The sequence below is a fragment of the Phycisphaerales bacterium genome (assembly GCA_035627955.1).
Lineage (GTDB): Bacteria > Planctomycetota > Phycisphaerae > Phycisphaerales > UBA1924 > JAEYTB01.
Map to the genome: position 1 here is coordinate 44,455 of DASPKU010000023.1, position 22,994 is coordinate 67,448.

The 22,994-nt window shown below is 67.9% G+C and carries 25 protein-coding genes; 7 read left to right on the plus strand and 18 right to left on the minus strand.

The window, feature by feature from the left end; translation table 11 throughout:
- Position 1 precedes the first annotated feature (1 nt).
- Entirely contained in the window at positions 2–775 is a 774-nt protein-coding gene (locus VD997_18015; GenBank protein ID HYE63892.1) for a class I SAM-dependent methyltransferase, read from the plus strand.
- A gap of 6 nt (positions 776–781) precedes the next feature.
- On the opposite strand, the gene VD997_18020 is transcribed toward VD997_18015, so the two are convergent.
- The 7 genes from VD997_18020 to VD997_18050 all read right to left on the minus strand — a co-directional run bounded on the left by VD997_18020 (position 782) and on the right by VD997_18050 (position 6,136).
- Positions 782–1,363, minus strand: a complete 582-nt coding sequence (locus VD997_18020; protein ID HYE63893.1) for a hypothetical protein — start codon at positions 1,361–1,363, stop codon at positions 782–784.
- Positions 1,360–3,069: an L-aspartate oxidase gene (nadB, locus tag VD997_18025; GenBank protein ID HYE63894.1), complete on the minus strand. Its 1,710-nt coding sequence runs from the start codon at positions 3,067–3,069 to the stop codon at positions 1,360–1,362. Before nadB ends, VD997_18020 begins: the two co-directional genes overlap by 4 nt.
- A gap of 45 nt (positions 3,070–3,114) precedes the next feature.
- Positions 3,115–4,158: a ThiF family adenylyltransferase gene (locus VD997_18030; protein HYE63895.1), complete on the minus strand. Its 1,044-nt coding sequence runs from the start codon at positions 4,156–4,158 to the stop codon at positions 3,115–3,117.
- Positions 4,159–4,278: 120 nt separating this feature from the next.
- Complete coding sequence (rpsG, locus tag VD997_18035; GenBank protein ID HYE63896.1) at positions 4,279–4,773, minus strand: 30S ribosomal protein S7; 495 nt, start codon at positions 4,771–4,773, stop codon at positions 4,279–4,281.
- 130 nt (positions 4,774–4,903) lie between these two features.
- A complete protein-coding gene (gene rpsL / locus VD997_18040) occupies positions 4,904–5,275 on the minus strand; it encodes a 30S ribosomal protein S12 (GenBank protein HYE63897.1) in 372 nt (123 codons plus the stop codon).
- A 139-nt stretch (positions 5,276–5,414) separates the two neighbouring features.
- Complete coding sequence (locus VD997_18045) at positions 5,415–5,972, minus strand: hypothetical protein (GenBank protein ID HYE63898.1); 558 nt, start codon at positions 5,970–5,972, stop codon at positions 5,415–5,417.
- On the minus strand, positions 5,969–6,136 hold the full coding sequence (locus tag VD997_18050; protein HYE63899.1) for a hypothetical protein: 168 nt from the start codon (positions 6,134–6,136) through the stop codon (positions 5,969–5,971). The genes VD997_18045 and VD997_18050 overlap by 4 nt, the downstream gene beginning before the upstream one ends.
- A 93-nt stretch (positions 6,137–6,229) precedes the next feature.
- Here VD997_18050 and VD997_18055 point away from each other — a divergent pair, with 93 nt between their 5' ends.
- Positions 6,230–6,529: a MazG nucleotide pyrophosphohydrolase domain-containing protein gene (locus VD997_18055; protein HYE63900.1), complete on the plus strand. Its 300-nt coding sequence runs from the start codon at positions 6,230–6,232 to the stop codon at positions 6,527–6,529.
- Here VD997_18055 and VD997_18060 read toward each other — a convergent pair.
- The 7 genes from VD997_18060 to VD997_18090 all read right to left on the minus strand — a co-directional run bounded on the left by VD997_18060 (position 6,501) and on the right by VD997_18090 (position 12,823).
- The gene (locus tag VD997_18060; GenBank protein ID HYE63901.1) at positions 6,501–7,988 is read right to left on the minus strand and encodes a PP2C family protein-serine/threonine phosphatase; all 1,488 of its coding nucleotides are present in this window, start codon (positions 7,986–7,988) and stop codon (positions 6,501–6,503) included. The genes VD997_18055 and VD997_18060 overlap by 29 nt on opposite strands.
- A gap of 27 nt (positions 7,989–8,015) precedes the next feature.
- Positions 8,016–8,267 (minus strand): hypothetical protein, encoded by a 252-nt coding sequence (locus tag VD997_18065; GenBank protein ID HYE63902.1) that lies wholly within the window; start codon positions 8,265–8,267, stop codon positions 8,016–8,018.
- A gap of 11 nt (positions 8,268–8,278) precedes the next feature.
- Positions 8,279–8,803, minus strand: coding sequence for a type II secretion system protein (locus VD997_18070; GenBank protein HYE63903.1), 525 nt, complete (start codon positions 8,801–8,803; stop codon positions 8,279–8,281).
- A gap of 23 nt (positions 8,804–8,826) precedes the next feature.
- Positions 8,827–9,180 carry a hypothetical protein gene (locus VD997_18075; GenBank protein ID HYE63904.1) on the minus strand — a complete coding sequence of 118 codons (354 nt, stop codon included), beginning with the start codon at positions 9,178–9,180 and terminating at the stop codon, positions 8,827–8,829.
- 86 nt (positions 9,181–9,266) lie between these two features.
- Positions 9,267–9,713: a type II secretion system protein gene (locus VD997_18080; protein HYE63905.1), complete on the minus strand. Its 447-nt coding sequence runs from the start codon at positions 9,711–9,713 to the stop codon at positions 9,267–9,269.
- 85 nt (positions 9,714–9,798) lie between these two features.
- Entirely contained in the window at positions 9,799–10,242 is a 444-nt protein-coding gene (locus VD997_18085) for a prepilin-type N-terminal cleavage/methylation domain-containing protein (GenBank protein HYE63906.1), read from the minus strand.
- Positions 10,243–10,579: 337 nt separating this feature from the next.
- Positions 10,580–12,823, minus strand: a complete 2,244-nt coding sequence (locus VD997_18090; protein ID HYE63907.1) for a hypothetical protein — start codon at positions 12,821–12,823, stop codon at positions 10,580–10,582.
- 380 nt (positions 12,824–13,203) lie between these two features.
- Between VD997_18090 and VD997_18095 the strand changes: the two genes are divergently transcribed.
- Positions 13,204–13,782: a response regulator gene (locus VD997_18095; protein ID HYE63908.1), complete on the plus strand. Its 579-nt coding sequence runs from the start codon at positions 13,204–13,206 to the stop codon at positions 13,780–13,782.
- Positions 13,783–13,950: 168 nt separating this feature from the next.
- The gene (locus VD997_18100; GenBank protein HYE63909.1) at positions 13,951–15,099 is read left to right on the plus strand and encodes a ferritin-like domain-containing protein; all 1,149 of its coding nucleotides are present in this window, start codon (positions 13,951–13,953) and stop codon (positions 15,097–15,099) included.
- A gap of 8 nt (positions 15,100–15,107) precedes the next feature.
- Here VD997_18100 and VD997_18105 read toward each other — a convergent pair whose 3' ends face one another.
- Together VD997_18105 and VD997_18110 are read right to left on the minus strand one after the other, a co-directional pair.
- Positions 15,108–16,499, minus strand: coding sequence for a dicarboxylate/amino acid:cation symporter (locus VD997_18105; GenBank protein HYE63910.1), 1,392 nt, complete (start codon positions 16,497–16,499; stop codon positions 15,108–15,110).
- Positions 16,500–16,522: 23 nt separating this feature from the next.
- Complete coding sequence (locus VD997_18110; protein ID HYE63911.1) at positions 16,523–18,016, minus strand: PQQ-dependent sugar dehydrogenase; 1,494 nt, start codon at positions 18,014–18,016, stop codon at positions 16,523–16,525.
- Positions 18,017–18,070: 54 nt separating this feature from the next.
- Here VD997_18110 and VD997_18115 point away from each other — a divergent pair, with 54 nt between their 5' ends.
- Both VD997_18115 and VD997_18120 read left to right on the plus strand, forming a co-directional pair.
- Positions 18,071–18,733, plus strand: coding sequence for a DUF4272 domain-containing protein (locus tag VD997_18115; protein ID HYE63912.1), 663 nt, complete (start codon positions 18,071–18,073; stop codon positions 18,731–18,733).
- Between the two features lie 67 nt (positions 18,734–18,800).
- A complete protein-coding gene (locus tag VD997_18120) occupies positions 18,801–19,664 on the plus strand; it encodes a methionyl aminopeptidase (protein ID HYE63913.1) in 864 nt (287 codons plus the stop codon).
- A 24-nt stretch (positions 19,665–19,688) separates the two neighbouring features.
- Here the strand turns inward: VD997_18120 and VD997_18125 are convergent, their stop codons facing one another.
- A complete protein-coding gene (locus VD997_18125; protein ID HYE63914.1) occupies positions 19,689–20,006 on the minus strand; it encodes a HepT-like ribonuclease domain-containing protein in 318 nt (105 codons plus the stop codon).
- Positions 20,007–20,034: 28 nt separating this feature from the next.
- The gene (locus tag VD997_18130; GenBank protein ID HYE63915.1) at positions 20,035–20,346 is read right to left on the minus strand and encodes a nucleotidyltransferase domain-containing protein; all 312 of its coding nucleotides are present in this window, start codon (positions 20,344–20,346) and stop codon (positions 20,035–20,037) included.
- Positions 20,347–20,727: 381 nt separating this feature from the next.
- On the opposite strand from VD997_18130, the gene VD997_18135 reads away from it, so the two are divergent.
- The gene (locus VD997_18135) at positions 20,728–22,968 is read left to right on the plus strand and encodes a glutamine synthetase III (protein ID HYE63916.1); all 2,241 of its coding nucleotides are present in this window, start codon (positions 20,728–20,730) and stop codon (positions 22,966–22,968) included.
- Positions 22,969–22,994: the final 26 nt, after the last annotated feature.

A 22,994-nucleotide genomic window follows, 5' to 3' on the forward strand; every position in this document is an offset into this window, starting at 1 on the left:
GATGGAGTACGTGATCGCAGGGTTGTGCGTGCTTGGCTTCGCGGCCGCGGTGTACCGGCTGCGGCAGTACCGCGCGAAGTACGAGGGGCGTGGGCTGTTCCTGCCCTGGCCCATCAAGAAGGTGAGCGCGGGCGAGGTCGATGAGGTGCTCGCGCCGGGCGAGCTGGGACCGAAGATCGAGTCCGAGACGATCTTCCTGCCGGCGATCAACGTGCTCGGCGGCATCAGCGACCGCGAGACGTGGGTGCTGTGCGCGATTGCCAGCAAGTCGAAGCTGATCTTCGAGTTCGGCACCTGCACCGGCAAGACGACGTACCTGCTGGCCCGCAACGCGCCGGCGGATGCGAGGGTGGTGACGCTGACCCTCGCTCCCGAGCAGGCGCCCGCGTACGCCAACGCGGCCGGCGACTCGGGGCGCGACCGCCGGGCAGCGCTGGAGGAGTCGGCGTTCACCGAGTTCTTCTACTCGGGCACCCCGGTGGAGGGACGGATCACGCAGCTCTTCGGCGACAGCAAGGCCTTCGACGAGAGCGAGTACGCGGGGCAGTGCGACATGATTTTCGTCGACGGCTCGCACGCGGCTTCGTACGTCGAGAGCGACAGCCGCAAGGCGCTGCGGATGGTGAAGCCCGGCGGGTTGATCTTCTGGCACGACTACCGCGGGCCGAACCGGGCGCCTGGCGTGTTCAGGACGCTGAACAAGCTCGCGAAGGAGCTGCCGCTGCGGCACATCGAGGGGACGACGCTGGTCTGCTACCGGGCGCCGCTGAGGTGACGCTGATCACTCGTCGGGCCCGTAGAACCAGCGCAGCTTCCAGTTGCCCTTCTCCATCACCATGTCGAAGCCGGTCCACGTGAGGTCCTTCGCGCCCAGGCCCTGTACTTCGACGCGCTGGGTCTTGGGGCCCAGCTTGCGCGAGATCGCGCCCGGGGTGAGCTCCGCGTTGGGCATGGCGTTGAAGAGGGCGAGCACGTCGTCGCGCCGACGGACGAGCTCGTCGAAGGTCTCGCCGGGGTCGACGCCGCGGGCAGCGCACTCGGCCTTGGTCTCGCTGGCGAGGATCTGGTCGACGAAGGTCTTCTTGTCGTTGTCCTTGAGGGCGTTGTAGATGTGCACCATGAGGTGTCGGCCGCTGCGGGTGGTGAGCGTCTTCTTCTTGGTGACCGGGTCCTCAACGACGAGCTTGTCCTCGGGGATGGCGGTGGGGTCCTGGTAGTTCATGTCGCCGCGGACCACGGGCGTGCCGGACTCGGCGTTGGGCAGGCCGCCGAGGAAGGGGTTGTAGCGGACGACGCGCTTCTCGCACGCGCCGAGCACGCACGAGCAGATGATGACGAGCGCGATGGCGGCGTGCGCGGTCATGTCGTTGCCTGCGGCACTCCCGCGACTTCGACGGTCTCCACCTGGCCCCGCCCGCGCCGCCAGCAGTCGTGTATCGCAAACTCCGGGCGCGGCTCGGGGAAGTCGGTGCGGGTGTGGCAGCCGCGGCTCTCCTCCCGCCACGCGGCGGACCGGGCCACCAGCGCCCCCACCAGCAGAAGGTTCTGCGTTTCCCACCCGCTCGGCTCGTCGAAAATCTTGTCCAGCGTGTAGCGGGCCCAGAAGTCGATCATCTCGATCACGCCCGACAGCTTGGCGTCGGTGCGCTCGATGCCCGCGTTGCGCCACATGGCCGAGCGGAGCGAGCTGCGCACGTCGGCGAGGTCCAGCTCGCTGCGGTCGCTGGGACGTATGTCGCTGATGATCGGCACCGGTGCGAAGCGGGCGGGCGAGCCCGCCCAGCCCGCGGGGCGGCCGTCGCCGCTGGGGGCCTGCTTCATCTCCGCGCACGTGCGGCCGGCGATCTCGCCGAACACCAGCCCCTCGAGCAGCGAGTTGCTCGCCAGGCGGTTGGCCCCGTGCAGGCCCGTGCACGTGCACTCGCCCGCGGCGTACAGCCCCGGCACATCCGTACGGGCGGCGCGGTCGGTGCGGATCCCCCCCACCATGTAGTGGGCGGCGGGGTGCACCGGGATGAGGTCCTGACGAGGATCCAACTCGAACTTCTTGAGCAGTGCGGTGATGCCGGGGAAGCGGAGGTCGAAGTGCTCGATGTGCCGGCAGTCCAGCAGCACGTGCTCGCCGCCCTGCTTGGCGATCTGCCGCACGATGGCGCGGCTGACGATGTCGCGCGGCGCGAGTTCCGCGAGCGGGTGCACGTCGCGCATGAAGCGGCGGCCCGCGGCGTCCAGCAGGTGCGCCCCCGCGCCGCGGATCGCCTCGGTGATCAGGGCGCGGCTGGCGCCCGCGAGGTAGAGCGTCGTCGGATGGAACTGCACATAGGCCATGTCGGCCAGCGTGGCGCCGGCTCTGTAGGCCATGGCAAGGCCGTCGGCGGTAGCGACGGCCGGATTGGTGGTCTCGCGGTAGAGCACGCCCGCGCCGCCGGTGGCGATGATGGTCGCCTTGGCCCAGATCATCTGCAGTCCGTACTTGGGGTGGTGCGTGATCGCGCCCATCACCGGCGAGCCGGGCTCGGTGTGCGGGGTGATCAGGTCGAGCGCGAAGCACTTCTGGAACACGCGGATGTTGGAGATCGACCGCACCTTCTCCAGCAGCACGCGCTGGAGCTCGGCGCCGGTCGCATCGCCGTGGGCGTGGACGATGCGGTGGTGGGTGTGCCCGCCCTCGCGCCCGAGCGCCGGACGGGCGGCGTCCGCGGGGTCCCTGTCGATCTGCATGCCCCAGCCGATAAGCTCTTCGATGAGCCCCGGGCCGCGCTCGGCGACGAGCTTGACAACGCCCGGCTCGCACACGCCGGCGCCCGCGACGAGCGTGTCGTCAACGTGCGACTGCACGCTGTCGTCCTCGGCCATCACCCCGGCGATGCCGCCCTGGGCCCACGCGGTATTGGTCGACTTGAGGTCGCCCTTGGCGAGCACGATGACCTCGCCGTGGGCGGAGGCCGACACCGCGGCCCGCAGCCCCGCGACACCCGCGCCGATCACCAGCGTGTCGGTGAAGATCTGCGGCAGCAGCCCCGAGCGGAAGGGGATCAGGTAGCGGCGTTGATCGAAGAGGCCGTCCATCGTGGGTGAGTGTAGGGGGAAACGCGTCGCGGTCTGCGGGTGTGATTAGCCGCCGAGGAGGCGGCTGTAGAGCGACCGCGCGACCTCCGGACGGGTGGTCCCGCGGATGATGGCGCGGGCATCGGGGAAGACCGTCAACTCCAGGCCGTCAGGGAGGACGCAGCGAACGTGCAGGCGGCCCGAGGTTGTCTGGCCGTGGGCGGCGAGGCGTGAGGCGATCGCCGGAAGGTCGAGGCTCGCTGGAGCCGGCGGGGTGACTTGCACGGCGTTCTGGCCGCAGAGCGACGCGTGATCGGAAATGGTGGACGAGAGGACCTCGAACTGTCGTCGACCGCAGCAGGGGCAATCGGGCCGCTTGGCTTCGCTGAGATCGAGAGATCGCGAGCGGCCGGTCCAGGCATCGACGTCGTTCAGCGTGGTGCGCCACTCCTGCGGGCTGCCCGAAATCAAAAGCCTGATCACTGCCGCAGCCTGCAACGCCGCCACCACCGCCACTGCGGGGCCGAGCACCCCCGCGATATCGCACGTCGGTGTTGCTCCCGGGGCCGCGGGCTCCGGGAACACGCAGCGCAGGCACGGGCCCGGCGGTGTGAAGAGGGCGGACATGCCGGCCGTGCCCACGACGCCGGCGTAGGCGTATGGAATCGCGTGCTTCACCGAGAGATCATTGAGCAGGTAGCGCGTCTCGAAGTTGTCGGTGCCGTCGATGAGGATGTCGGGTTGGACCTGGGCCAGCGTCTGCTCGGCGATGGTCGCCGTCAGGTCGCGCACGAGAGGCACGATCCCAATCTGCGAGTTCACGCGCGAGAGCCGCGCCGCCGCGGCCGCGGCCTTGGGTGTCGCGGATGCCGCGTCGGCTTCGTCGAACAGCGTCTGCCGCTGGAGGTTCGTGAACTCCACGAGGTCGCGGTCGAGCAGGTGGAGTGTGCCGACACCGGCACGTGCGAGGAGGTCGGCGCTTGTGCATCCGAGCGCGCCGACACCGACGACGAGCACGCGTGCCCGCGCGAGGCGTTCCTGGCCGACATCGCCGACTTGCGGAAGCAGTTGCTGGCGGTGGTAGCGGTTGACTGGGCCCGGTGAACTCACGCTGCCAGCGTAGCGGCACGCGCAACAGAGAAGCCGCGGCGGAGCGGCGGGGTACCCAGGAAAAGAAACAGGGCCCGGCATCGCTGCCGAGCCCTGCGGTTTGACTGCTGTCGGTCAGACTCAGGCGAAGTGGGCGAAGGCGCGGTTGGCCTCGGCCATGCGGTGGGTCTGATCGCGGGTCTGCATCGCCTTGCCCTCACCCTTGGCCGCGGCGTAGAGCTCATCGGCGAGGCGCTGGGCGTAGGGGCGGCCCTTCTCGGAGCGGGTCGCCTCGATGATCCAGCGGAACGCGAGGCTCTGCTGGCGCTTGCGGTTGACCTGCATGGGCACCTGGTAGTTGGCGCCGCCAATTCGCTTGCTGCGGACCTCGACGAACGGCTTCACGTTCTCGATCGCCCGCTGGAAGACCTCCATGGCCTCCTTGGGGGCCTCGGGGACGGTCTCCTTCGCGAGCTTTGCCTGGATGATGTCCATGGCGTCATAGATGCACCGCTGCGCCACGGCCTTCTTGCCGTCGTACATGATGCAGTTAATGAACCGGGCCAGCGTCCGATCGCCGTAGCGGGGATCGGGACGAAGCTGCTTCTCGGCCGCGGTGAAAGACTTGCCGCCCATACCTGAAACTCCTTTGGCTGGGGGACCTGTTCAAGGTCCCTGCACTGTTCACCCCGGCGGTCGGGCCGACCTACCGGGATTACTGCCGGGCCCGGGACCATCCCGAGCCCACTGGTTGTGATTCGATGAGTTACTTGCCCTTCTTGGCGCCGTACTTGGACCGGCCCTGCTTGCGGCCTTCGACGCCGAGGCAGTCGAGGGCGCCGCGGACGATGTGGTACCGCACGCCGGGAAGGTCGCGCACACGCCCGCCACGCACCAGAACGATCGAGTGCTCCTGGAGGTTGTGACCCTCGCCACCGATGTAGGCGGTCACTTCCTTGCCGTTGGAGAGGCGCACACGGGCGATCTTGCGGAGCGCTGAGTTAGGCTTCTTGGGGGTGGTGGTGCGGACGATCAGGCACACGCCGCGCTTCTGCGGGGACTCGGCAAGGTCCTTGACCTTGGACTTGGTCTCAACGGGGCGGCGGGGCTTGCGGACCAGCTGGTTGATCGTCGGCATAGGGGGAAAACTCTCGCTCGGGAAGTCAAAGCAGACCGCGCCCTGTCCGGAGCGCGGGAGGGAAGTGTAGCGCGATGGTCCGGGCGGGCAAGTGGGTTGCGGGGGTCTTCCCACCCCTTTGTTGGGGTTTGGGAGGGGATCAGGGCAGGAACTCGGACAGTGACTCGGCCACCCCTAACCGGGCCGCCCAATGGGTGAGGTAGCCGCGGTCGAGTTCGCCGCACACCAGCAGGATGTCGTCGATGTCTGCCAGGTCCTTGCGACGGCCTGCCAGCAGTTTGAGCAGAACGATGTCCTCGGCGGTCATCATCTTCACCACGACGGAATCGATCTTCGCATCGACCGCACGACGAACGGCGCTCTCAAGGAGGTCGCCCTCGCCTGCCACGAACAAGTCTGTGCGCCAGACATGACCCTCTGCGAAACGACCGAGTTTCGCTTTCTGGAGTCCCTGCAGGTTGTCCAGGAACCCGGTCCGGTGCTCGGAGGGCACGTCGAAGCCAGCCGCCTCGAACGCATCAAGCATCGCCTGATACATTGAGGCATCAACTGCAACTGCGATATCAGCGTCGTAGGTCGGGCGGGGCAGTCCCCAATACCTCGATGCGAACCCGCCCATGATGGCGTACGGAATCCGGAGTTGTTCAAGGACGGCAACGCCTTCGAGAAGAACCTGCTGAACCGGGAGGTCCGTCAAGACGCCCTCCGCAAACGCCGGAGCATTTCCGCATCGGAGTCATCGTGACGCTTGAGGTCGATCGCCAGCCGACGCTCGAGTTCTTCAGGCGGCAATCGCTTCAACTGGTCCCACGCGAAGTCCATGAGCTTCTCGACGAGTCGCCAGCGTTCTGAAGGGTCCATCTTGCGAAATGATTCCAGTTGCTCTGGCCCTTGCATAACCAAATGATACGATCAGGGCCGCCGGCGAGCCATAGGCGCTTGTATCCTCCCACCATGCTCACCGTCTCCGCCTTCCAGCAGCTCATCCGCGACCGCTACTACAAGACCGACTCCGCCCGCGGCGTGCCCGGCACGTTCATGTGGCTGATCGAAGAGGTCGGCGAACTCGCGACCTCGCTGCAGGACAACGCGCCCGGCAAGTCCCCCACCCCTGAGCAGCGGAAGAACCTCGAGGAAGAGTTCGCCGACGTGATCGCTTGGGTCACCACACTGGCCAACATCACGGGCGTGGACCTCGAGAAGGCCCTGAGCAAGTACACCGACCCTACACGGGTTGAGGGCGTGAAGTCTTAGCGGGCACGGTGACCTCTGGAGTGGGCGGGGCGGGCGCGACCGGGCGCGAAATCTCGATCACCAGCGTGTCGTCTGCCGGCGGGCCGCTGCGGTGCTGCTCCACGGCATGGATCAGCGACTGCGGCCACTCGCCCACCCGAAGGCGCGGCATGCCGGCGATCACCCGCTGCATGCCCGTCATGCTGAACATGCGCCCGTGCTGGTCGCGGGCCTCGATCGCTCCGTCCGTGTAGGCGATCAGCGTGTCGCCGGGGTGGAAGGGCAGGGTCACAGGGTCGGGCGCGAACTCCGCGTCGGGGCTCACCCCCAGCAGCAGGCTGGTGGAGGGCAGGTCGTGCACGGTACCGTTGACGCCGCGCAGGTAAGCGGATGGGTGGCCACCGCTGGCGTACTCGAGCGTGTCGGCCTCCGGGTCGGCCCGCAGGCACAGGGCCGTCACAAACACCGCGTGGTTGGCGAGGGTGAGGTACACGTAGCGGTTAAGCGATGCCAGCACCTCGCCGGGGCCGATGCCCGGGTTCTCGGCAAAGAGACGCTGGAGTTCCCCGTGCAGGCGGTTGACGGTGAGGGCCGCGGGGATGCCGTGGCCCGTCACGTCCATGAGCACGATGCTCAGCGGCTTGCCGGGTGCCGCGCAGGAGGTGTACAAGTAGTCCCCGCCGATCTGGTGCATGGGCTCGTACACGTACGAGAACTGCACGGGCCCGTCCTTGATGGGCGCCGGGAAGAGCGCCTCGTGGATGCGGCGGGCGTCGAACAGCTCACGCCGAACCTCGCCGTACCTTCTCTGGAAGAACGCGAGCTTGAACTCCTCGGTCCGGCGCGAGTGCCGGATGACGCAGATAAGCACCCCCGGCACCGCGATCAGCAGCGAGAACGGCGCCTTCACAGCCAGCCAGCTCAGCCCATCCTCGGACAGCGCGGCCGCGAGCGCCGCGTTCAGGATCAGCACCGGCACGATCGGTCGGAGCGCCTGCGTCGCGGTCCAGGGCAGGAACGAGCAGGCGATGATGTGCGTGATCATGACCGCGAACAGCCCGGCCGTGCCGCGGGCGCCCGCCCAGTCCATGCTCACCTGCAGCAGGCCGTCGGCCATTACCAGGAGGTAGCTGGTCAGCAGCATTCGGTGCGGCGGGAAGGCGTTGCGTTTCGCGCCGACAAGGCACGACGCGTAGGTCACCAGGAGCGTCACGGCAAACAACCAGGACAGCACCGAGCGAAGCGTGGGGCTCAGCTGGCCAGCGATCGCGGCCAGCGGCGCACTCAGATCCGGGCCCGAGAACAGCCCGATCACACCCGAGATGACCAGCACCAGCACCACCAGGCCGCCGAACACGGTCATCGTGCCCGAGAACCAGATGAACCGCGTGCGCAGCAGATACTGCGTATGAGCCTCGAACTCCTGGCTGAGGTCCGAGGTGATCTGCGGCTGCTGAGGTTGTGGACGGGCCCGGCGCACGGGCCCATGTTACCGCGCCGCTGCCACTTACTGGGCCGGCTTTGCGGAATCCTCCCCTGACCGGCCGCCCTCAACAGGGCCGGCCGGATTGGGAGTGACCCCATCGGGGCTGACCTGCACGGGCTGCTGCACGGTCTCGGGCTCGGCGTAAGCCGTGCGGGGGACCGTGGTCACCATCCGCAGCTTTGCCCAGATGAGGAGCGCGACCGACCCGCCGAGCAGGAGCGCCCAAGCGAAGGACTTGACGGACTTTCCGCACACGTTCATTCCACACGCCATGGCGGGATCTCCTACCGAGGGAGGCTGGTCACGGTGACCTTGCCCGTGTACGCCTCAATATTGACACGGAAACGCTGCTGCGGGTCGACGATGTCGATAGAACCGGCCGGGGCGGGGGTCGGGTCGCCGGGGGCCATGACAGGGCCGCCCAGCTCGTCGACCACCAGCATGTTGTTGGGCAGATTGATGTTGTCGAAGGAAGCGAAGCCGAACTGCTCGCCCCCCACCCGCTGCTCACGCAGGGTGTCCACGGTCAGGTCCAGCGTCGGGCCGTTCACCTCACACACTACGTACCGCGGGTTGTCAGGGTCGTTGAAGAACACGATCGCCCGCCCCTTCTGGTAGGCGATAGCGTCGGACTGGGCGATCGCGATGTCGGACACCAGCGTGCGGATGGCGCCCTGGACACGCAGCACGCTTGCAGAGGAGATCGACGGCACCACCATGGCCGCGGCGATGCCCAGCACCGTCACCACCACCAGCACCTCGATGAGGGTGTAACCAAGGCGTCCTGCCCGGCGGGTACGTGCTCGCATGGTGCGGTCCTCCTCCACCACGCTCACTTCGACGCCTTGCGGGGCGATTCCTTGGGCTGCATCTGCGAGGGATCGGCCATGCGCACGGGCGGCATGTCGGTGACCTTCACGTTGACGCCGCGGGCGAGGGTGCTCTCGAGACGCTCCATGCGGCTACTGAGGTTGCGGAGCTCGCTGATCATGACCTTGCGCTGCTCGGCAGCGCTGACCATGCCCTCGTCGCCGCCCTGCTGGGCGTACGCCGTGCTGACCGTGCTGACGCCGGCCTGGTTGAGGGCGTTGTAGCCCAGAATGCACGCGATGGCCGCGAGCAGGGCGTTGGTCGTGCGCCGCTGGTTGCGCTCGGCGGCGGTCGTATTGGTGTTGGTGGTGCTCATCGGTCCGCTCCTTTGGTCTTCAGCATCGGCGGGTGTGAAGGGGCCGATGAGGGTTCTTGCCGAAAGTGCGTGCGGGTTCGCGGTTATCAGGGCCTGGGCAGGGGCTCGTCGAGGGCGTTGCAGCCGCCGGCCCACAGCGTGCCGGTGACGGGGTCCCAGACCCAGCCGTGGGTGGTCTGAAAAGCGGCGTCGGGCGTGTTGCGGATGACGATCGTCTTAGCGTTCACGCCACCGACCCACATGTTGGCGGGCGCTTGGCGCATGTACGGGCTTCCCGGCGCGATGAGCTCGCCCCAGGTGCCGTCGCCCGCCACGATGTTGGGGTACACGTTGCCGTTCCGCACGTAATACACGGCCAGCGCCTGCCGCACCTTCCGCACCTGGTCGGCCACGGCGGTCCGCTGCGAATCCTCCGTCGCGGTCGAGAACTGCGGCACCACGATCGCGGCCAGGATGCCCAGGATCACCACCACGATGAGGATTTCAACGAGCGTGAAGGCGCGGCGTACGTTGTGCGAGAGTTGATGGAGCATTGCAGAGTCCCCGGGGGTTTCGGGAAACCGGGCAGGGGCGTGTTTCAGCCCCGGCCCGATGAAGTCAGATCACATCAGCCCACACTCAGGGAGCGTTGGGGGTGATGGTGTCGGTCGCCTCGTCGTAGAAGGTGGCGCCGAGGGTGCCGTCGGCCTCGTTGTAGTGCCAGCCGGCGCCAGCGCCAGCGGCAGCGGCGACGACGTGCTGAACCGCGCTGGGAGCGGCGGGATTCTTCGGAGCCTTCTTGATGTAGTCGCCGTCGATCAGAATGCCCCAGCCGCTCGTCCCGTCATCAGGGTCGGTCGGGTTGGCGTTGAGCTGAGCGAGCGTGGGGTACGAGTTGGTACGAGCCTTGTAGAGCTCGATCTGGTTCTGCAGGCTCTTCAGCTGAGCCCGGAGGTTGCCCTGCTGGGCGTCCTGCGTCGCGTTCGTGAACTGGGGGACGACGATCGCCGCCAGAATGCCCAGGATCACCACCACGATCAGGATTTCGACCAGCGTGAAGGCCTTCTTGATTCGATTCCGCATGCAGATACTCCTTCCGAAACGGGACACACACTCCGGGAGGGACGTCCTCTCCCGGAACACACCACACTGCGGCGGGCGCACAACCCGCCGTCGTCCCCACCGGTGCACAGGCACACCCCATGCCGATGAGGACAACAGTGTGATCGGCGTTCCCCTCGTGCGGAATGACGCTGCGGCTGTGCGGGGCGCGGGCGAGCGAGGGTCTGCGCGGGATCGGACGGCGCAGACCGCTTAGACCCATCGCCTTGACGGGGTTATTGGCAGCGGGGCACGTCCAAAAACACAGCACCCCCGCGAGAGGGCGGGGGTGCCGGATGCATTCAGATGACCGTCGGGCTTACTTCTTCTGAGCGATCAGCCCCACTAGCTCGTTGTTGGGCAGGTTGAGAGCGCCCATCAGGGCCGCCGCGGCCGTGGCCTCGTCGTTGGAGCCCTTGGTGGCGAGCTCCACGATCTGGGCGACGCTGCGGATCTCCAGCATGTTGCCGTAGCGCTTGGCGGAGTCGGCCACCATGCCCAGCAGACGCACGCGGTCGGCGCCGCTCGCGCCCATGGCCGCGTCCATCACCGCGCGCTGCGCACGGTCCTGGCCGATGCGCGACAGCACGTCGGCGATCGCCATGCGGTCGGGCGAGTTCTGATCCGACAGAGCCGTGATCAGCGGGGCCGCGGCGTCGGCGACGTTCAGCACCTGGTTGTTCGAGAGCGACAGGTCGCGCAGGGCCGTCAGCGAGCGCTGGGCGTACTGGCGGGCCTCTTCCTCAGAGACCGGGCCGCCGGTGGAGGCATTCATCAGGTCCGTCAGGGCCGCGTTCAGCTGCTCCTCACGCGTGCCCATCGGCCGCACGGCCACCGACGCGTCGGTCGCGTAGCGGTGACGCAGGACGCTGTACGCATCCGCGCTGGTCACGGCCAGGATGGGCGTGGCCGCGAGCTTGTTGGACGCACGCACCTCGCCGATCAGGCCCGGCACCTGCTCGGCGTTGAGTCCGACGGAGACCACGAGGTCTACCGCGGGGGCCTCCGCGATGGGCTGGGCGATGTCGCTCAGCGTCCGCGCCTGGGGCAGCACGGTGTAGCCCATCCCAGTGAGCATGCGGCGCATGCCCTGGTAGGTCTCGGCGTCGCCAGTCACGACGACCGCGTACTGGGAGGTCGCGCCGCGGATGGCCGAGGCCAGCACCGGCACGACGCGGTCAGAGCCCGCGAACGCGGTCTGTGGCTGGGCCGTGGCGAGAGCAAGGGCCGCCTCGTACTGCACGCGACGGTTCGGGTAGCCCAGGGCCTCGAGCAGGGGCATGCGCCCGCTGCCGGAGTACAGGTTCTTGCCACCCGCCGTGCGCTCCACGGCGACGAGGGCGCGCCGGGCGAGGGGCGTGTCGCGGGTATCGAGCCCGCGGGCCAGCACGCGCTGGGCGACGTCCGCACCCGAGGCGACCGCGAAGAACCCGGCCGGGCGGCGGTCAGCGCCATACGCGGGGTTCTGGTAGTCCTTGGGCGTGTCGATCTCACGCGAGAAGTTCGAGGAGACCCACAGGGCGATGGTCTCGGGGTGCGGGGCGCCGGCCTGGGACTCCAGGGCCATGCCGCGCTCGGCCAAGCCCATGCACATGGCCTCGTGGTAGACGGGGGTGCGGATCGCCGTGGGGATCAGGCCGCCCGCGCGGGCGTCGAAGCTCCACAGGATCTGGTGCTCCTCGCCCGGGAAGCTCGTCAGCTCGCTCTTCTCGTTGTAGTACGCCTCGGCCAGCAGGCGGTAGAGGCTCGCCGTGTCGGGCAGGTTGCCGTTGGAGAGGTTGGTCATCGCCCGCTGGCACGCGGCCCGCACAGCCTCGGAACTGGTGGAGTTAGCGACGTCGCTCAGGTACGGGAGGCTGGTGGGGTACTCGAGCAGGCCAAGCAGGTCGGCAATCCGCTCCTGATCGACCGGGCCGACCTTCATCAGCGCGGTGCACAGCGGGATGATCGCCTGGCGGCCCATCGCCCGCAGGACCTGCTGGATCTTGGGCTGCACGGCGACGTTGTTGGGCTTGAGGAACGCCTCGAGCAGCTGCGGCATCGCATACTCGCCGGCCTCGACCAGGCGCCGCTGCGCGAACATCTGCTGCTGGAGGTTGCCGCCCAGTTCCTGGATGTTGCGGGCGATCTGATCCGAGTTGCGCGCCCGGGCCATCACGCCGCGCTCGTAGGACTGCGTGAGCTTGGCCGCGAAAGGCTGGGTGGTGGAGTTGCGCAGGGCGACCTGCATCGCGTCCTCGAACTGACGGCGAGTGGTCGCGTCGCGTTCGACGATCTTCACGATGTCGGCATCGCCGGGGTTGCGCTCCATCAGCTCGGTCGCGGTGTTCGCGACCATGTCGTAGTTGCGCACCTTCACATAGTGGATGATCAGGTCGACGAGCTCGGCGTCGGTGCGCTTGCGGCTGGCGGCGCCCTCGCGAGGCTCGCCCGTCCCGGCCTGGGCGTACGCACCGGTCACCGCGGTCGTGCCCACGGCCGCGAGAAGGGCCAGGATGGACATCGTGGACAGGCGGCCGACGGTCCGGCCCCAGGGGGTAGCGACAGCGCTGCGATTGGTCACGAGGGACTCCTCAAACCTGCGATGCAAGCACAGCCCCGCGGCGTGGAGGCCATCTCCATGCCGATCAGGACCCTGCTCGGTTGGCCGCCACTCTACCGGAGGCCGCCAAAGGGCGTCAACTTGGTTCGCGGACCAGCCGCCCGGTGTTGCGGGTGCGTGTGAAGTTAGGGAACAAGCCGGTCTGGAATGATCGAAACCGCTGCCCGATCGGGTGTTGCACGCCCCGGGCGGGGGGGCAACTCCCGATAACCCGCCGCTCCAGCAATTTTCTCCGCTACGCCTGAATCAGCCCTCCCAATCGCCCGATCCCTCACATGACGTGAGGCCGGCAACGCCGCCGGCCGACCAAACCTGACCCCGTGTGTTTTCCGAGGTGAGACATGCCGTTTGACAAAGAAGTCCTGACCACCGGTGAAGTCGCCAAGATCTGCAACGTGGCTCCCCGAACCGTCTCCAAGTGGTTCGACTCGGGCAGCCTGAAGGGGTACCGCATCCCCGGCTCCCGTGACCGCCGCATCCCCAGTGCCGAGCTCATCAAGTTCATGCGGGCCCACGGCATCCCGTTGGAGGGCTTCACCTCCGGCCGCACCCGCGTGCTGATCGTGGACGGCGAAAAGGAGGTCGTGGACACGCTCCAGAAGATCCTCACGGAGCAGACATCCTACGAGATCCACACCGCCACCTCGGCCTTCGGCGCCGGGATGGAGTGCGAGCGCTTCAAGCCGCACGTGGTCCTGCTGGACATCCACATCGGCGAGAGCGACGCCAAGGCCTTCGTGGACAGCGTCCGCAAGAACGACCAGCTCCAGTTCACCAAGGTCGTCGCGATGAGCGCCAAGCTCACCGACGGCCAGACCCACGCCCTCCGCATGGCCGGGTACGACAGCTTCCTCAAGAAGCCGTTCCAGGTGCGTCAGGTGGTCGAGGCCATCGAGGCCGCGACGAACCTGGTGCACTAAGTCCAGCGGCGACAACCACGCCCCCCAGCTACCGCCACCGAGTGCTGCGCGCTCGGTGGCGGTGGTCATTTGGTCGCGCGTGCATGCTTCACAACCCGCTCACTTTTGCCTCACTCGACCCTGTCAATCTCCAGCCACACCCTCTACCCACAAGGAAGGAACGCGCCCATGGAGATGAACAGCGTCGAGGCATTGCTCATTGAACAGCTCCGCGACCTCTACAGCGCCGAGGGCCAGCTCCTTAAGGCGCTGCCAAAGATGGCCCGCAAGGCCAGCGACCCCACGCTCCGCGAGGCCTTCGAGACCCACGCGGAAGAGACCCGCGTCCAGCTGGAGCGCCTCCAGGAGATCGGCGAGTCGCTCGGGCTCAAGATGGGCGGCAAGAAGTGCAAGGCCATGGAAGGCCTGATCGAGGAGGGCAACGAGGTGTTCGAGATGGAGGGCGAGGACGCCATCATCGACGCCGCCCTCATCGCCGCGGCCCAGCGGATCGAGCACTACGAAATCTCCGGCTACGGCACGGCCCGCACCCTGGCGGAGCGCGTGGGCGAGCAGGAGCTCATCGATGTGCTCCAGCAGACCTTGGATGAGGAGTACGCCACCGACGAGAAGCTCACGCAGATCTGCGAGGGCGAGCTGCTGGCCAACGCCACCGTCCGCGCCGGCATGATCGAGGACGAGGGCGAGGAGGGCGGCGAAGAGGGGGAGGAGAGCTCCTCTGACTTCATGAGCGAGAGCGGCCAGTACGATGAGGACGAGGACGAGGGGTCCACCGCCTCGAGTGGTCGCTCCGGCTCGCGCGGCTCCAGCTCCTCCAACCGCTCCGGCGGCTCGCGGTCCCAGTCCCGCGGCACTTCGTCGCGCAGCGGCTACAGCAACTCCGGCAGTGGCTCCAGCGGGTCGCGCGGCGGCTCCGGCTCGTCCCGCAGCGGCGGGTCCTCGGGCGGTTCCAATCGCAGCGGCGGTTCCTCGGGCGGGGGCTCCAACCGCAGCAGCGGCAGCAGCAACCGCAGCGGCTCTCGCTCGGGCAGCGGCACCGGCGGTGGGTCCTCGGGTTCCTCTCGGGGCGGCAGCTCTTCCCGCAGCGGATCGAGCAGCGGGGGCTCGCGCAGCGGTTCCAGCTCCAGCGGCTCGCGGGGCAGCGGCGGCAGCAGCGGCGGGTCGTCCCGAAGCGGCTCCTCCAGCGGCTCGCGGGGCAGCTCGTCCCGTAGCGGCTCCAGCAGCGGCGGCTCCCGAAGCGGGTCCTCAGGCTCGAGCGGCAGCCGCAGCAGCGGCTCGCGCTCCTCGGGTTCCAAGTCGGGCAGCAGCAGCCGCTGAGCACTAAGTCAGCGGACCTCCGACAGCTCCTCACTCCTCGGCGCGGCGGTGGTGGTTGCATGTGGTGCGGACCGGGCCAGCTGGCCCTCGGTCCCCGCCAGGGCGACCGCGACCGCCGCGTCGCCGGTTACGTTCACCACCGTCCGGCACATGTCCAGAACGCGGTCCACCGCCAGGATCATCGCGATGCCCCCGTCGGGGATTCCCTGCGACCGCAGCACGATGACCAGCATCACCATGCCACCCGAGGGGATGCCGGGAGAGCCGATCGCGGCGAACACGGCCGTGAACACCAGCGCCGCCTGCGCCGCGAGCGACAGGTCCCTGCCGTAGAACTGGGCGAGGAACACGGTAGCGACCGCCTGCATCAGGGCGGTGCCGTCCATGTTGATCTTGGCCCCCATGGCGCACACAAAGCTCGTGATGTCGCGCGCGACGCCGAGCTTGTCGCGCACGGCCTCGATTGTCACCGGCAGCGTGGCGGCCGAGCTTGACGAGCTGAACGCCACCATCTGCACCTGGGCAATGCCGCGGAAGAAGGTCCGCAGCGGCATGGGGCTGAACGTCTTCACCACGCCCGGGTAGATGATGAACTGGATGATCGCCAGCCCCAGCAGCACCGTGCCGCAGTACGCGCCCAGCGACGCCAGCACGCCGAACCCCAGGTTCGCCACGATCGGCACGATGAGGCAGAACACGCCGATGGGCGCGACCCTCATGATCCCGCGGACGATCATGATGAACGCCTCGTTGAGCCCCTCCACCACGCGGATCACGGGACGTGAGGTATCGCCCGGCAGCAGCGACAGGGCGATGCCCAGCAGCAGCGCCAGCACCACGATCTGGAGCATGTCGCCCCGCGCGAGCGAATCGAACGGGTTGGTGGGCATGATCTCGCGCACCAGCGTCCACGGGTCCGTGGTCTTCGACGCGTTGAGGACATTGCTCGTGGTCGTCTGCGTCTGCGCCGTCGTCGACGCGAGCAGCGCCCCCCGCGCCTCCTCGGAGATGAACCGCGACCCGCCCGGCTGGATCACGTTCACCAGCAGCAGCCCCACCACCACGCTCAGCACGGCCGTGCACGCGAAGATGCCGCCGGTCTTCGCCCCCAGCCTCCCCAGCTTCCGCGGGTCTCCCAGCGAGTTCACCGCCAGGATCATCGCGAACAGGATGATGGGGGCGGCGATGAACTGGAGCGCCCGCTTGAAGAGGTCGCCGATCAGGCCCAGGAACTTTGTGATCGACGGGGCAACGCTGTTGACGCCCGAAACGAACGCGCCCGGCTCTGCGCCCGCCGCCGAGGCTTCCTTTGCTTCCACGGCCGCGTAGTTCAGCACCAGCCCCAGCGCGATGCCCAGGGCCAGGCCGATCAGGATCTTCCAGTGCAGGGCGAGCTTCACGCGCGGCTCCTCGGGCGAACAGTTCACCGAACCCGGGACTTCGTCGAAGACTCCTCAGTCCCGGCGTCGGCTGACTTCCCCTCGTCCGCCGGCACCAGCCGCACGATCTTGTCCGGGCCGTTCAGCACAACGTACACAAACCCGTCCGGCCCGCACGTGACGCCGCGCACGCGCCCCATCCCGAACACGATCTCCTCGCGCTCGACCACCTTCCACGCGTCGCCGTCCTTGGCCACGCGGATGCGGTCGACGTTGTTGCCCGACAGCCCGCCCGCCAGCAGGTCCCCCTCCCACTGCTTGAAGGCCTTGCCGCTGCACACGTCCATGCCGCACGCCCCGATCGATGGCAGCCAGCGGTCCACCGGCATCTTGATGTTGAGAGCCGCGTGCTCCTCACCCGGGAACGGGCTCTTGAACGGCTGGTCGCTGTAGTTGATGCCGTACGACACCACCGGCCAGCCGTAGTTGCGGCCCTTCTCGATGATGTTCAGTTCATCGCCCCCCCGCGGCCCATGCTCGGTGTCCCACAGGTTTCCGTTGAGGTCGAACACCAGCCCCTGCGGGTTGCGGTGGCCGTAGGACCAGACCGCCTCGTACACGCCCTCCTGCCCGACGAACGGGTTGTCCTTAGGGACGGTGCCGTCCTCGTGCAGGCGGTACACCTTGCCGTTGGGGCGCTTGAGGTCCTGCGAGCGCTCCGCGAGGCCGCGCTCGCCAATGCCGAAGAACACGTGCCCCTTCCGGTCGAACACGATCTGGCAGCCGAAGTGCACGCCCCCGCCCGAGTAGTCCTGCTCGCGGGCGCGGAAGATCGTCTCCTGCTCCGTCCACACGCTGTCCTTGATCCTGCCGCGCACGACCTGCGTCATGCCGTTCCGCCCCCCCGCCCCCAGCGGCTCGGAGAACGCCAGGTACACCCACCCGTTCTTCGCGTAGTCGTAGTGGACGGTGACGTCCATCAGCCCGCCCTGCCCCTGGTCCCGCACCTCGGGCGTGCCTTTCAGCGGCTCGCTCAGCACGCCGTCCTTGAACGTCCGCAGCTTGCCGTTGCGCTCGGTGACCAGCATCGTGCCGTCGGGCAGGAAGTCCACCGCCCACGGCACCTCCACCCCGCTGCTGACGACCTGCTCGACCTTGTAGCTGGCCCGCTGCGTCTTGTAGACGCCCGCTTCCGGCCTTGGCTTGCCCACCTTCGCGCGCTGGTCCCGCGCCTGCAGCTCGCGGATGTGCACCACCAGCGACCAGATCTGCGGATCGGTCATCGCCCCGCCGTAGGCCTCCATCCCGTTCTCGGGGCTGCCGTTCTTGATGATGTCGAAGAACGCCCGGTCGGTGTCCATCCCCCGCTTCTCGGGAATGAGCAGCGTGCGCGTGCCCGCACCGCCCCCCTCGCCCTTCTCGCCGTGGCACTTCATGCAGTTCTCTTCCCACAGGCGCGTGGCGGTCTGAGCCCGGGCAAGCGGGGCGCCCAGCACGAGGGAGGACGCAGCGATCAACAACGCGGCGGGGTGACGCATAAGGGCGGATTCTAACGACAGCCGCTCCGTGCGGGGCCGGGCCTACCTTGGGGCATGGCCAAGCAGCCCGCCGCGAAGAAGATCCCCGAGGAGCGCAAGGCGGCATCCATCGCCCTGCTGAGCGAAAAGGGCGTGCCCGTTCTCGAGTCCCTCCCCACCATCGAGTCCGAGGACGAGGCCGGGCAGCGCTCCGAGGATGAGCTCCGCGCTCAAATTCTCGCTCTCTCGATGGTCTGGCTCCGCGCCCACTTCGCCGCCACCGGCCGCCCGCACAAGGAGTTCCTCCGCGCGTTCGAGCCCCTCCGCGCCGACGCCGAAGAAGCCCTCGGCGACACCCAGCTCGCGTTCATCGACGACCCCCGCCCCAGCGACGAAGACACCACCGACGCCCTCTGGACGATCGAGGCCATCGCCGCTCTCCTCTGGGCCGGCGGGCTTCTCAAGAAGCTCGATTGGCCCACCACCCCCGCGGACCCCGCCGCCCTGGAGCCGCTTATCGAGGCCGCCATCGGCGGCGAGAAGCTCCACCTCCGCTCAACCTCGGACCTCCTCGACCAGGCGGACCTCTACTACCGCCTCCTGTGGGCCGTGGTGCAGAAGCAGGTGGACGGCCCCGCCTCCCCCATCAACGGGTCGATCGTCTACGAACGCGCCCGCGCCTTCGGCTGGCTCACCCAGCCCGAGGTCGAGTGGGAGCGGGTGGACATGACCACATGAAAAGGCGTGCGAATCCAGCACCCGCCCAGCCCGACAATTCACCGCCCCACTCCTAACATCCGCCTCTATGCCCCACCCGCCCCGTTTGTTGAACGCCGCGGAAGCCGACCTGGCTTACGCCTCGGCCCAGAAGGTGGTCGAGGTGCACCGCCGGCTCGCCGAGTGGCTGCACGAGGGCGTGACGCTGCCCGAGATCGACGGCTTCGTCGCCAAGCAGCTCGAAGACCTCGACTGCAAGTCCTGCTTCCTGGGCTACCGAACCGGCTCGCACGCCGCGTTCCCTAGTTACGCGTGCCTCAGTGTCAACGACTGCGTGGTCCACGGCACCGCCGGCTATTACACCGAGCCCGGCTCCAACCGGGCGAAGAAGCTCACCAAGGGCGACGTCGTCAAGATCGATATCGGCGTCAAGCACCGCGGCTGGATCGGTGACGCCGCGTGGACCTACGTCTTCGGCCAGCCCACGCCGCAGGTCAAGAAGCTCTGCGACTCGGGCAAGGAATCGCTCCGCCGCGGCGTGCAGCAGCTCCGCCCCGGCAACTCGTACCTCGCCTTCGCCCGGGCCGTGCAGGGGCACGTCGAGGGCGAGTGCCGCTTCCACCTCATCCGCGGCCTCGGCGGGCACGGCTACGGCCAGACCCTGCACGCCCCGCCCTTCGTCTCCAACACCGTCCCCACCTACCCCGGCGAGTGGCCCGACGCCACCAGCCCCTGCCTCCCCGGCACGCTCGTTGCCGTGGAGCCCATGATCGCCATCGGCACGGGTATGACGACTCAGCGGCAGGGCCCCGGCCGCAAGACCGAGTGGCCGGTGTACACCAAGGACGGCTCGCTCTCGGTGCACTACGAGCACGACGTGCTAATCACCGAGAATGGGCCGCGGGTGCTCACGGCGGAGCTTGAAGAACTCCCCGACGTGATCGAGCAGTAGTCACCGGGTGCCGGGCAGTCTGCTTCAGTCGGTTGGTGGTGGCGGTGGGATTAACGGGGTGATCAGGCGGATCAGTACTGGCAGGTGCACCGTCGCCACGCGCCAGATCTTGTCGTCCTCGATCTCGCCATAGTCGTGCACCAGGATGTGCCGCTGAACGATAATGGGCCGCCACGGCACCTCCGGGTGCGCCTTTCGAAAGTCGTCCGAAAGTTCTCTTGCCGCTTCGCCCACGATCTGCACCGACCGTTCGACCGCCCGCCGAAGCTGACGGTCCTCCCGGTAGTTCTCCCACGTCTTGCCCGCAACAAACTCCACGGCTTCGTGGGCATGTCGAACCATGTCCCACAACAGTGCAGCGTCCCGCTCATCAGGCCGCATACAGCACCCGCCGGTTGTTCATGATGTGGTGCCGGCGGAACGGGTTCACGAGCCGACGCTTCTCGACGAGGTCTACCTCGCGCCCGAAAAGAGCGCAGAGCTCATCCCGCATATCGATCCACGGCTCCAACGTCGGCGAGGCGCCCTCTTCGAACTCAAGGAGCACGTCGACATCGCTGTCCGCCCGGAAGTCCGCCCGCAACACCGAGCCGAACAACGAGAACTCCCGCACCCGCCACTTGCGGCAGAACTCCGCGATGCGTTCTTGGGGGAGATCGATCTGGGGCGTCGGGGCGACCATACCGCAGGATTGTACCGGGAGACGCCCGGGCCTAGACTTGGCCCGGAGCCCATGACTGTGATCACCGCAGCCCTCCAGCCCAGTGCCGCCGTGCAACTGCAACAGCAGCAGGCGATCACCCGCCAACGGCGGGGGTGACGGGCCACGCCGGGCGCATTAACCCGCCCGCCGTGCAGTGAATCCCAGCCCCTCGCCCCCTATCCTCCGCCTCCCGAACAACCTGTCGATTGCCAGCCGTTTCCCCGGGAGTTTCAGGGTCTCCACGCGGCCTTTGTACGATTGGCAGTCCCCATTCCACCTGATCCATTCCGGCGTTTGATCCTGTCATCCGCCGGTGAACGACACAAGGCCCCCCGCACCCGCACGGAGGAGTTCGCCCCCATGACCCACCACACCACCGTCCACACCATGCTGACCCCCCACGGCAAAGTCCCCTTCCTCAACGGCACCACCGTCACCGGCATGCCCAGCCAGACCAGCCGCCTGGAGACCCACGTGAACGACACCCGTGTCGATGAGCTGTTCGCCTCCGACGTCTTCACCGAGCGCGTCATGCAGCAGCGCCTGCCCAAGGACGTCTACAAGAAGATGGTCCGCACCATCAACCACGGCGAGCCCCTCGACCCCGCCCTCGCCGACGTCGTCGCCTCCGCCATGAAGGAGTGGGCGATGGAGCGCGGCGCCACCCACTACACCCACTGGTTCCAGCCCCTCACCGGCCTCACCGCCGAGAAGCACGACGCCTTCCTCTCCCCCGACGGGCGCGGCGGCGCGGTCAGTGAGTTCACCGGCTCCGCCCTCGTGCAGGGCGAGCCCGACGCCTCCAGCTTCCCTAGCGGCGGCATCCGCGGCACGTTCGAGGCCCGCGGGTACACCGCGTGGGACTGCACGTCGCCGGTCTTCCTGAACCGCTCCGCGGGCACCGCGACGCTGTGCATCCCCACCGCATTCGTCTCCTGGACCGGCGAGGCCCTCGACAAGAAGACGCCCCTCCTGCGTTCCATGGAGGCGCTGAGCGAGCAGGCGATGCGCGTGCTCAAAGTCTTCGGCTCTGACGCCGGCGTCACCCGCGTCATGGCCACCCTCGGCTGCGAGCAGGAGTACTTCCTGATCGACCGCAGCTTCTACTACGAGCGTGACGACCTCAAGGCGTGCGACCGCACCGTGTTCGGCGCCCGCCCGCCCAAGGGCCAGCAGCTCGAGGACCACTACTTCGGCTCCATCCCCACCCGCGTGCTCGGGTTCATGGCCGAGGTCGAGCAGGAGCTGTACAAGCTCGGCGTCCCGGTCAAGACCCGCCACAATGAGGTCGCGCCCGGCCAGTTCGAGCTCGCGCCGGTCTTCGAGACCGCCAACGTCGCGTGCGACCACCAGATGCTGGTGATGGAGACCCTCAAGCGCGTCGCCCCCCGCTACGGCCTCCAGTGCATCCTGCACGAAAAACCCTTCGCGGGGATCAACGGCTCGGGCAAGCACTGTAACTGGAGCATGTCCACGAACACCGGCGTCAACCTGCTGGACCCGCGCGACAACACGCACACGAACATGCAGTTCCTCACCTTCATGTGCGCCGTGATCCGGGCCGTGGACCTGCACGCCGACCTGCTCCGCGCCAGCGTCGCCTCCGCCGCCAACGACCACCGCCTGGGCGCCAACGAGGCCCCGCCCGCGATCATCTCGATCTTCCTGGGTGACATGCTCACCGACATCGTCAACCAGCTCGAGTCCGGCCGCGCCAAGAGCACCATGAAGGGCGGCAAGCTCGACCTGGGCGCCCGCACGCTGCCGCAGATCCCCCGCCACACCGGCGACCGCAACCGCACTTCCCCCTTCGCCTTCACCGGCAACAAGTTCGAGTTCCGGGCCGTGGGCAGCAGCGGCTCCGCGGCCTGGCCCTCCACGGTCCTCAATACCATCGTCGCCGAGTCCCTCGACTTCGTCGCCAGCCAGCTGGAGCGGGCCCTGGGCAAGAACGGCTCGTCCAACCCCGCCAAACTGCAGGACGCCGTGTCCAAACTCCTGCAGAAGATCGTCAAGCAGCACCGCCGCGTGCTCTTCGACGGCGACGGCTACACGCAGGAGTGGCACGCGGAGGCCAAGAAGCGGGGCCTGCCCAACTACCGCGAGTCGGTCTCCGCCCTCCAGCAGATCGCGACCAAGAAGAACATCGACCTCTTCAAGAAGTACCGCGTCCTCAGCAAGGTCGAGGTCGAGAGCCGCGAGCACATCTTCCTCGAGAAGTACATCAAGCAGGTGCTGATCGAGGCCGAGACCGCCGTGGTCATGGCCAAGACCCAGGTCCTCCCCGCCGCCGAGCGCCGCCAGACCGAGCTCGCCGAGGCGGTCGCCGCCACCGAGGCCGCGGACGTGGACGCCGGCGCCACCCGCGCCAGCCTCGAGGAGTTCGTCGGCCTCGTCAACGACCTCCGCAAGGCCATCGCCAAGCTGGAAGAGACCACCGACCACGAGTCCCACGAGATCGAGAAGCACGCCGCCCAGGTCCGCGACGAGGTCCGCCCCGCCATGGCCGAGCTCCGCGAGACCGTGGACGAGCTCGAGCGCCGCATCCCCAAGGACCTCTGGCCCATCCCCACGTACCGCGAGATGCTCAGCATCAAGTGACTGCCACAAAGCCCAGGGATCATGAT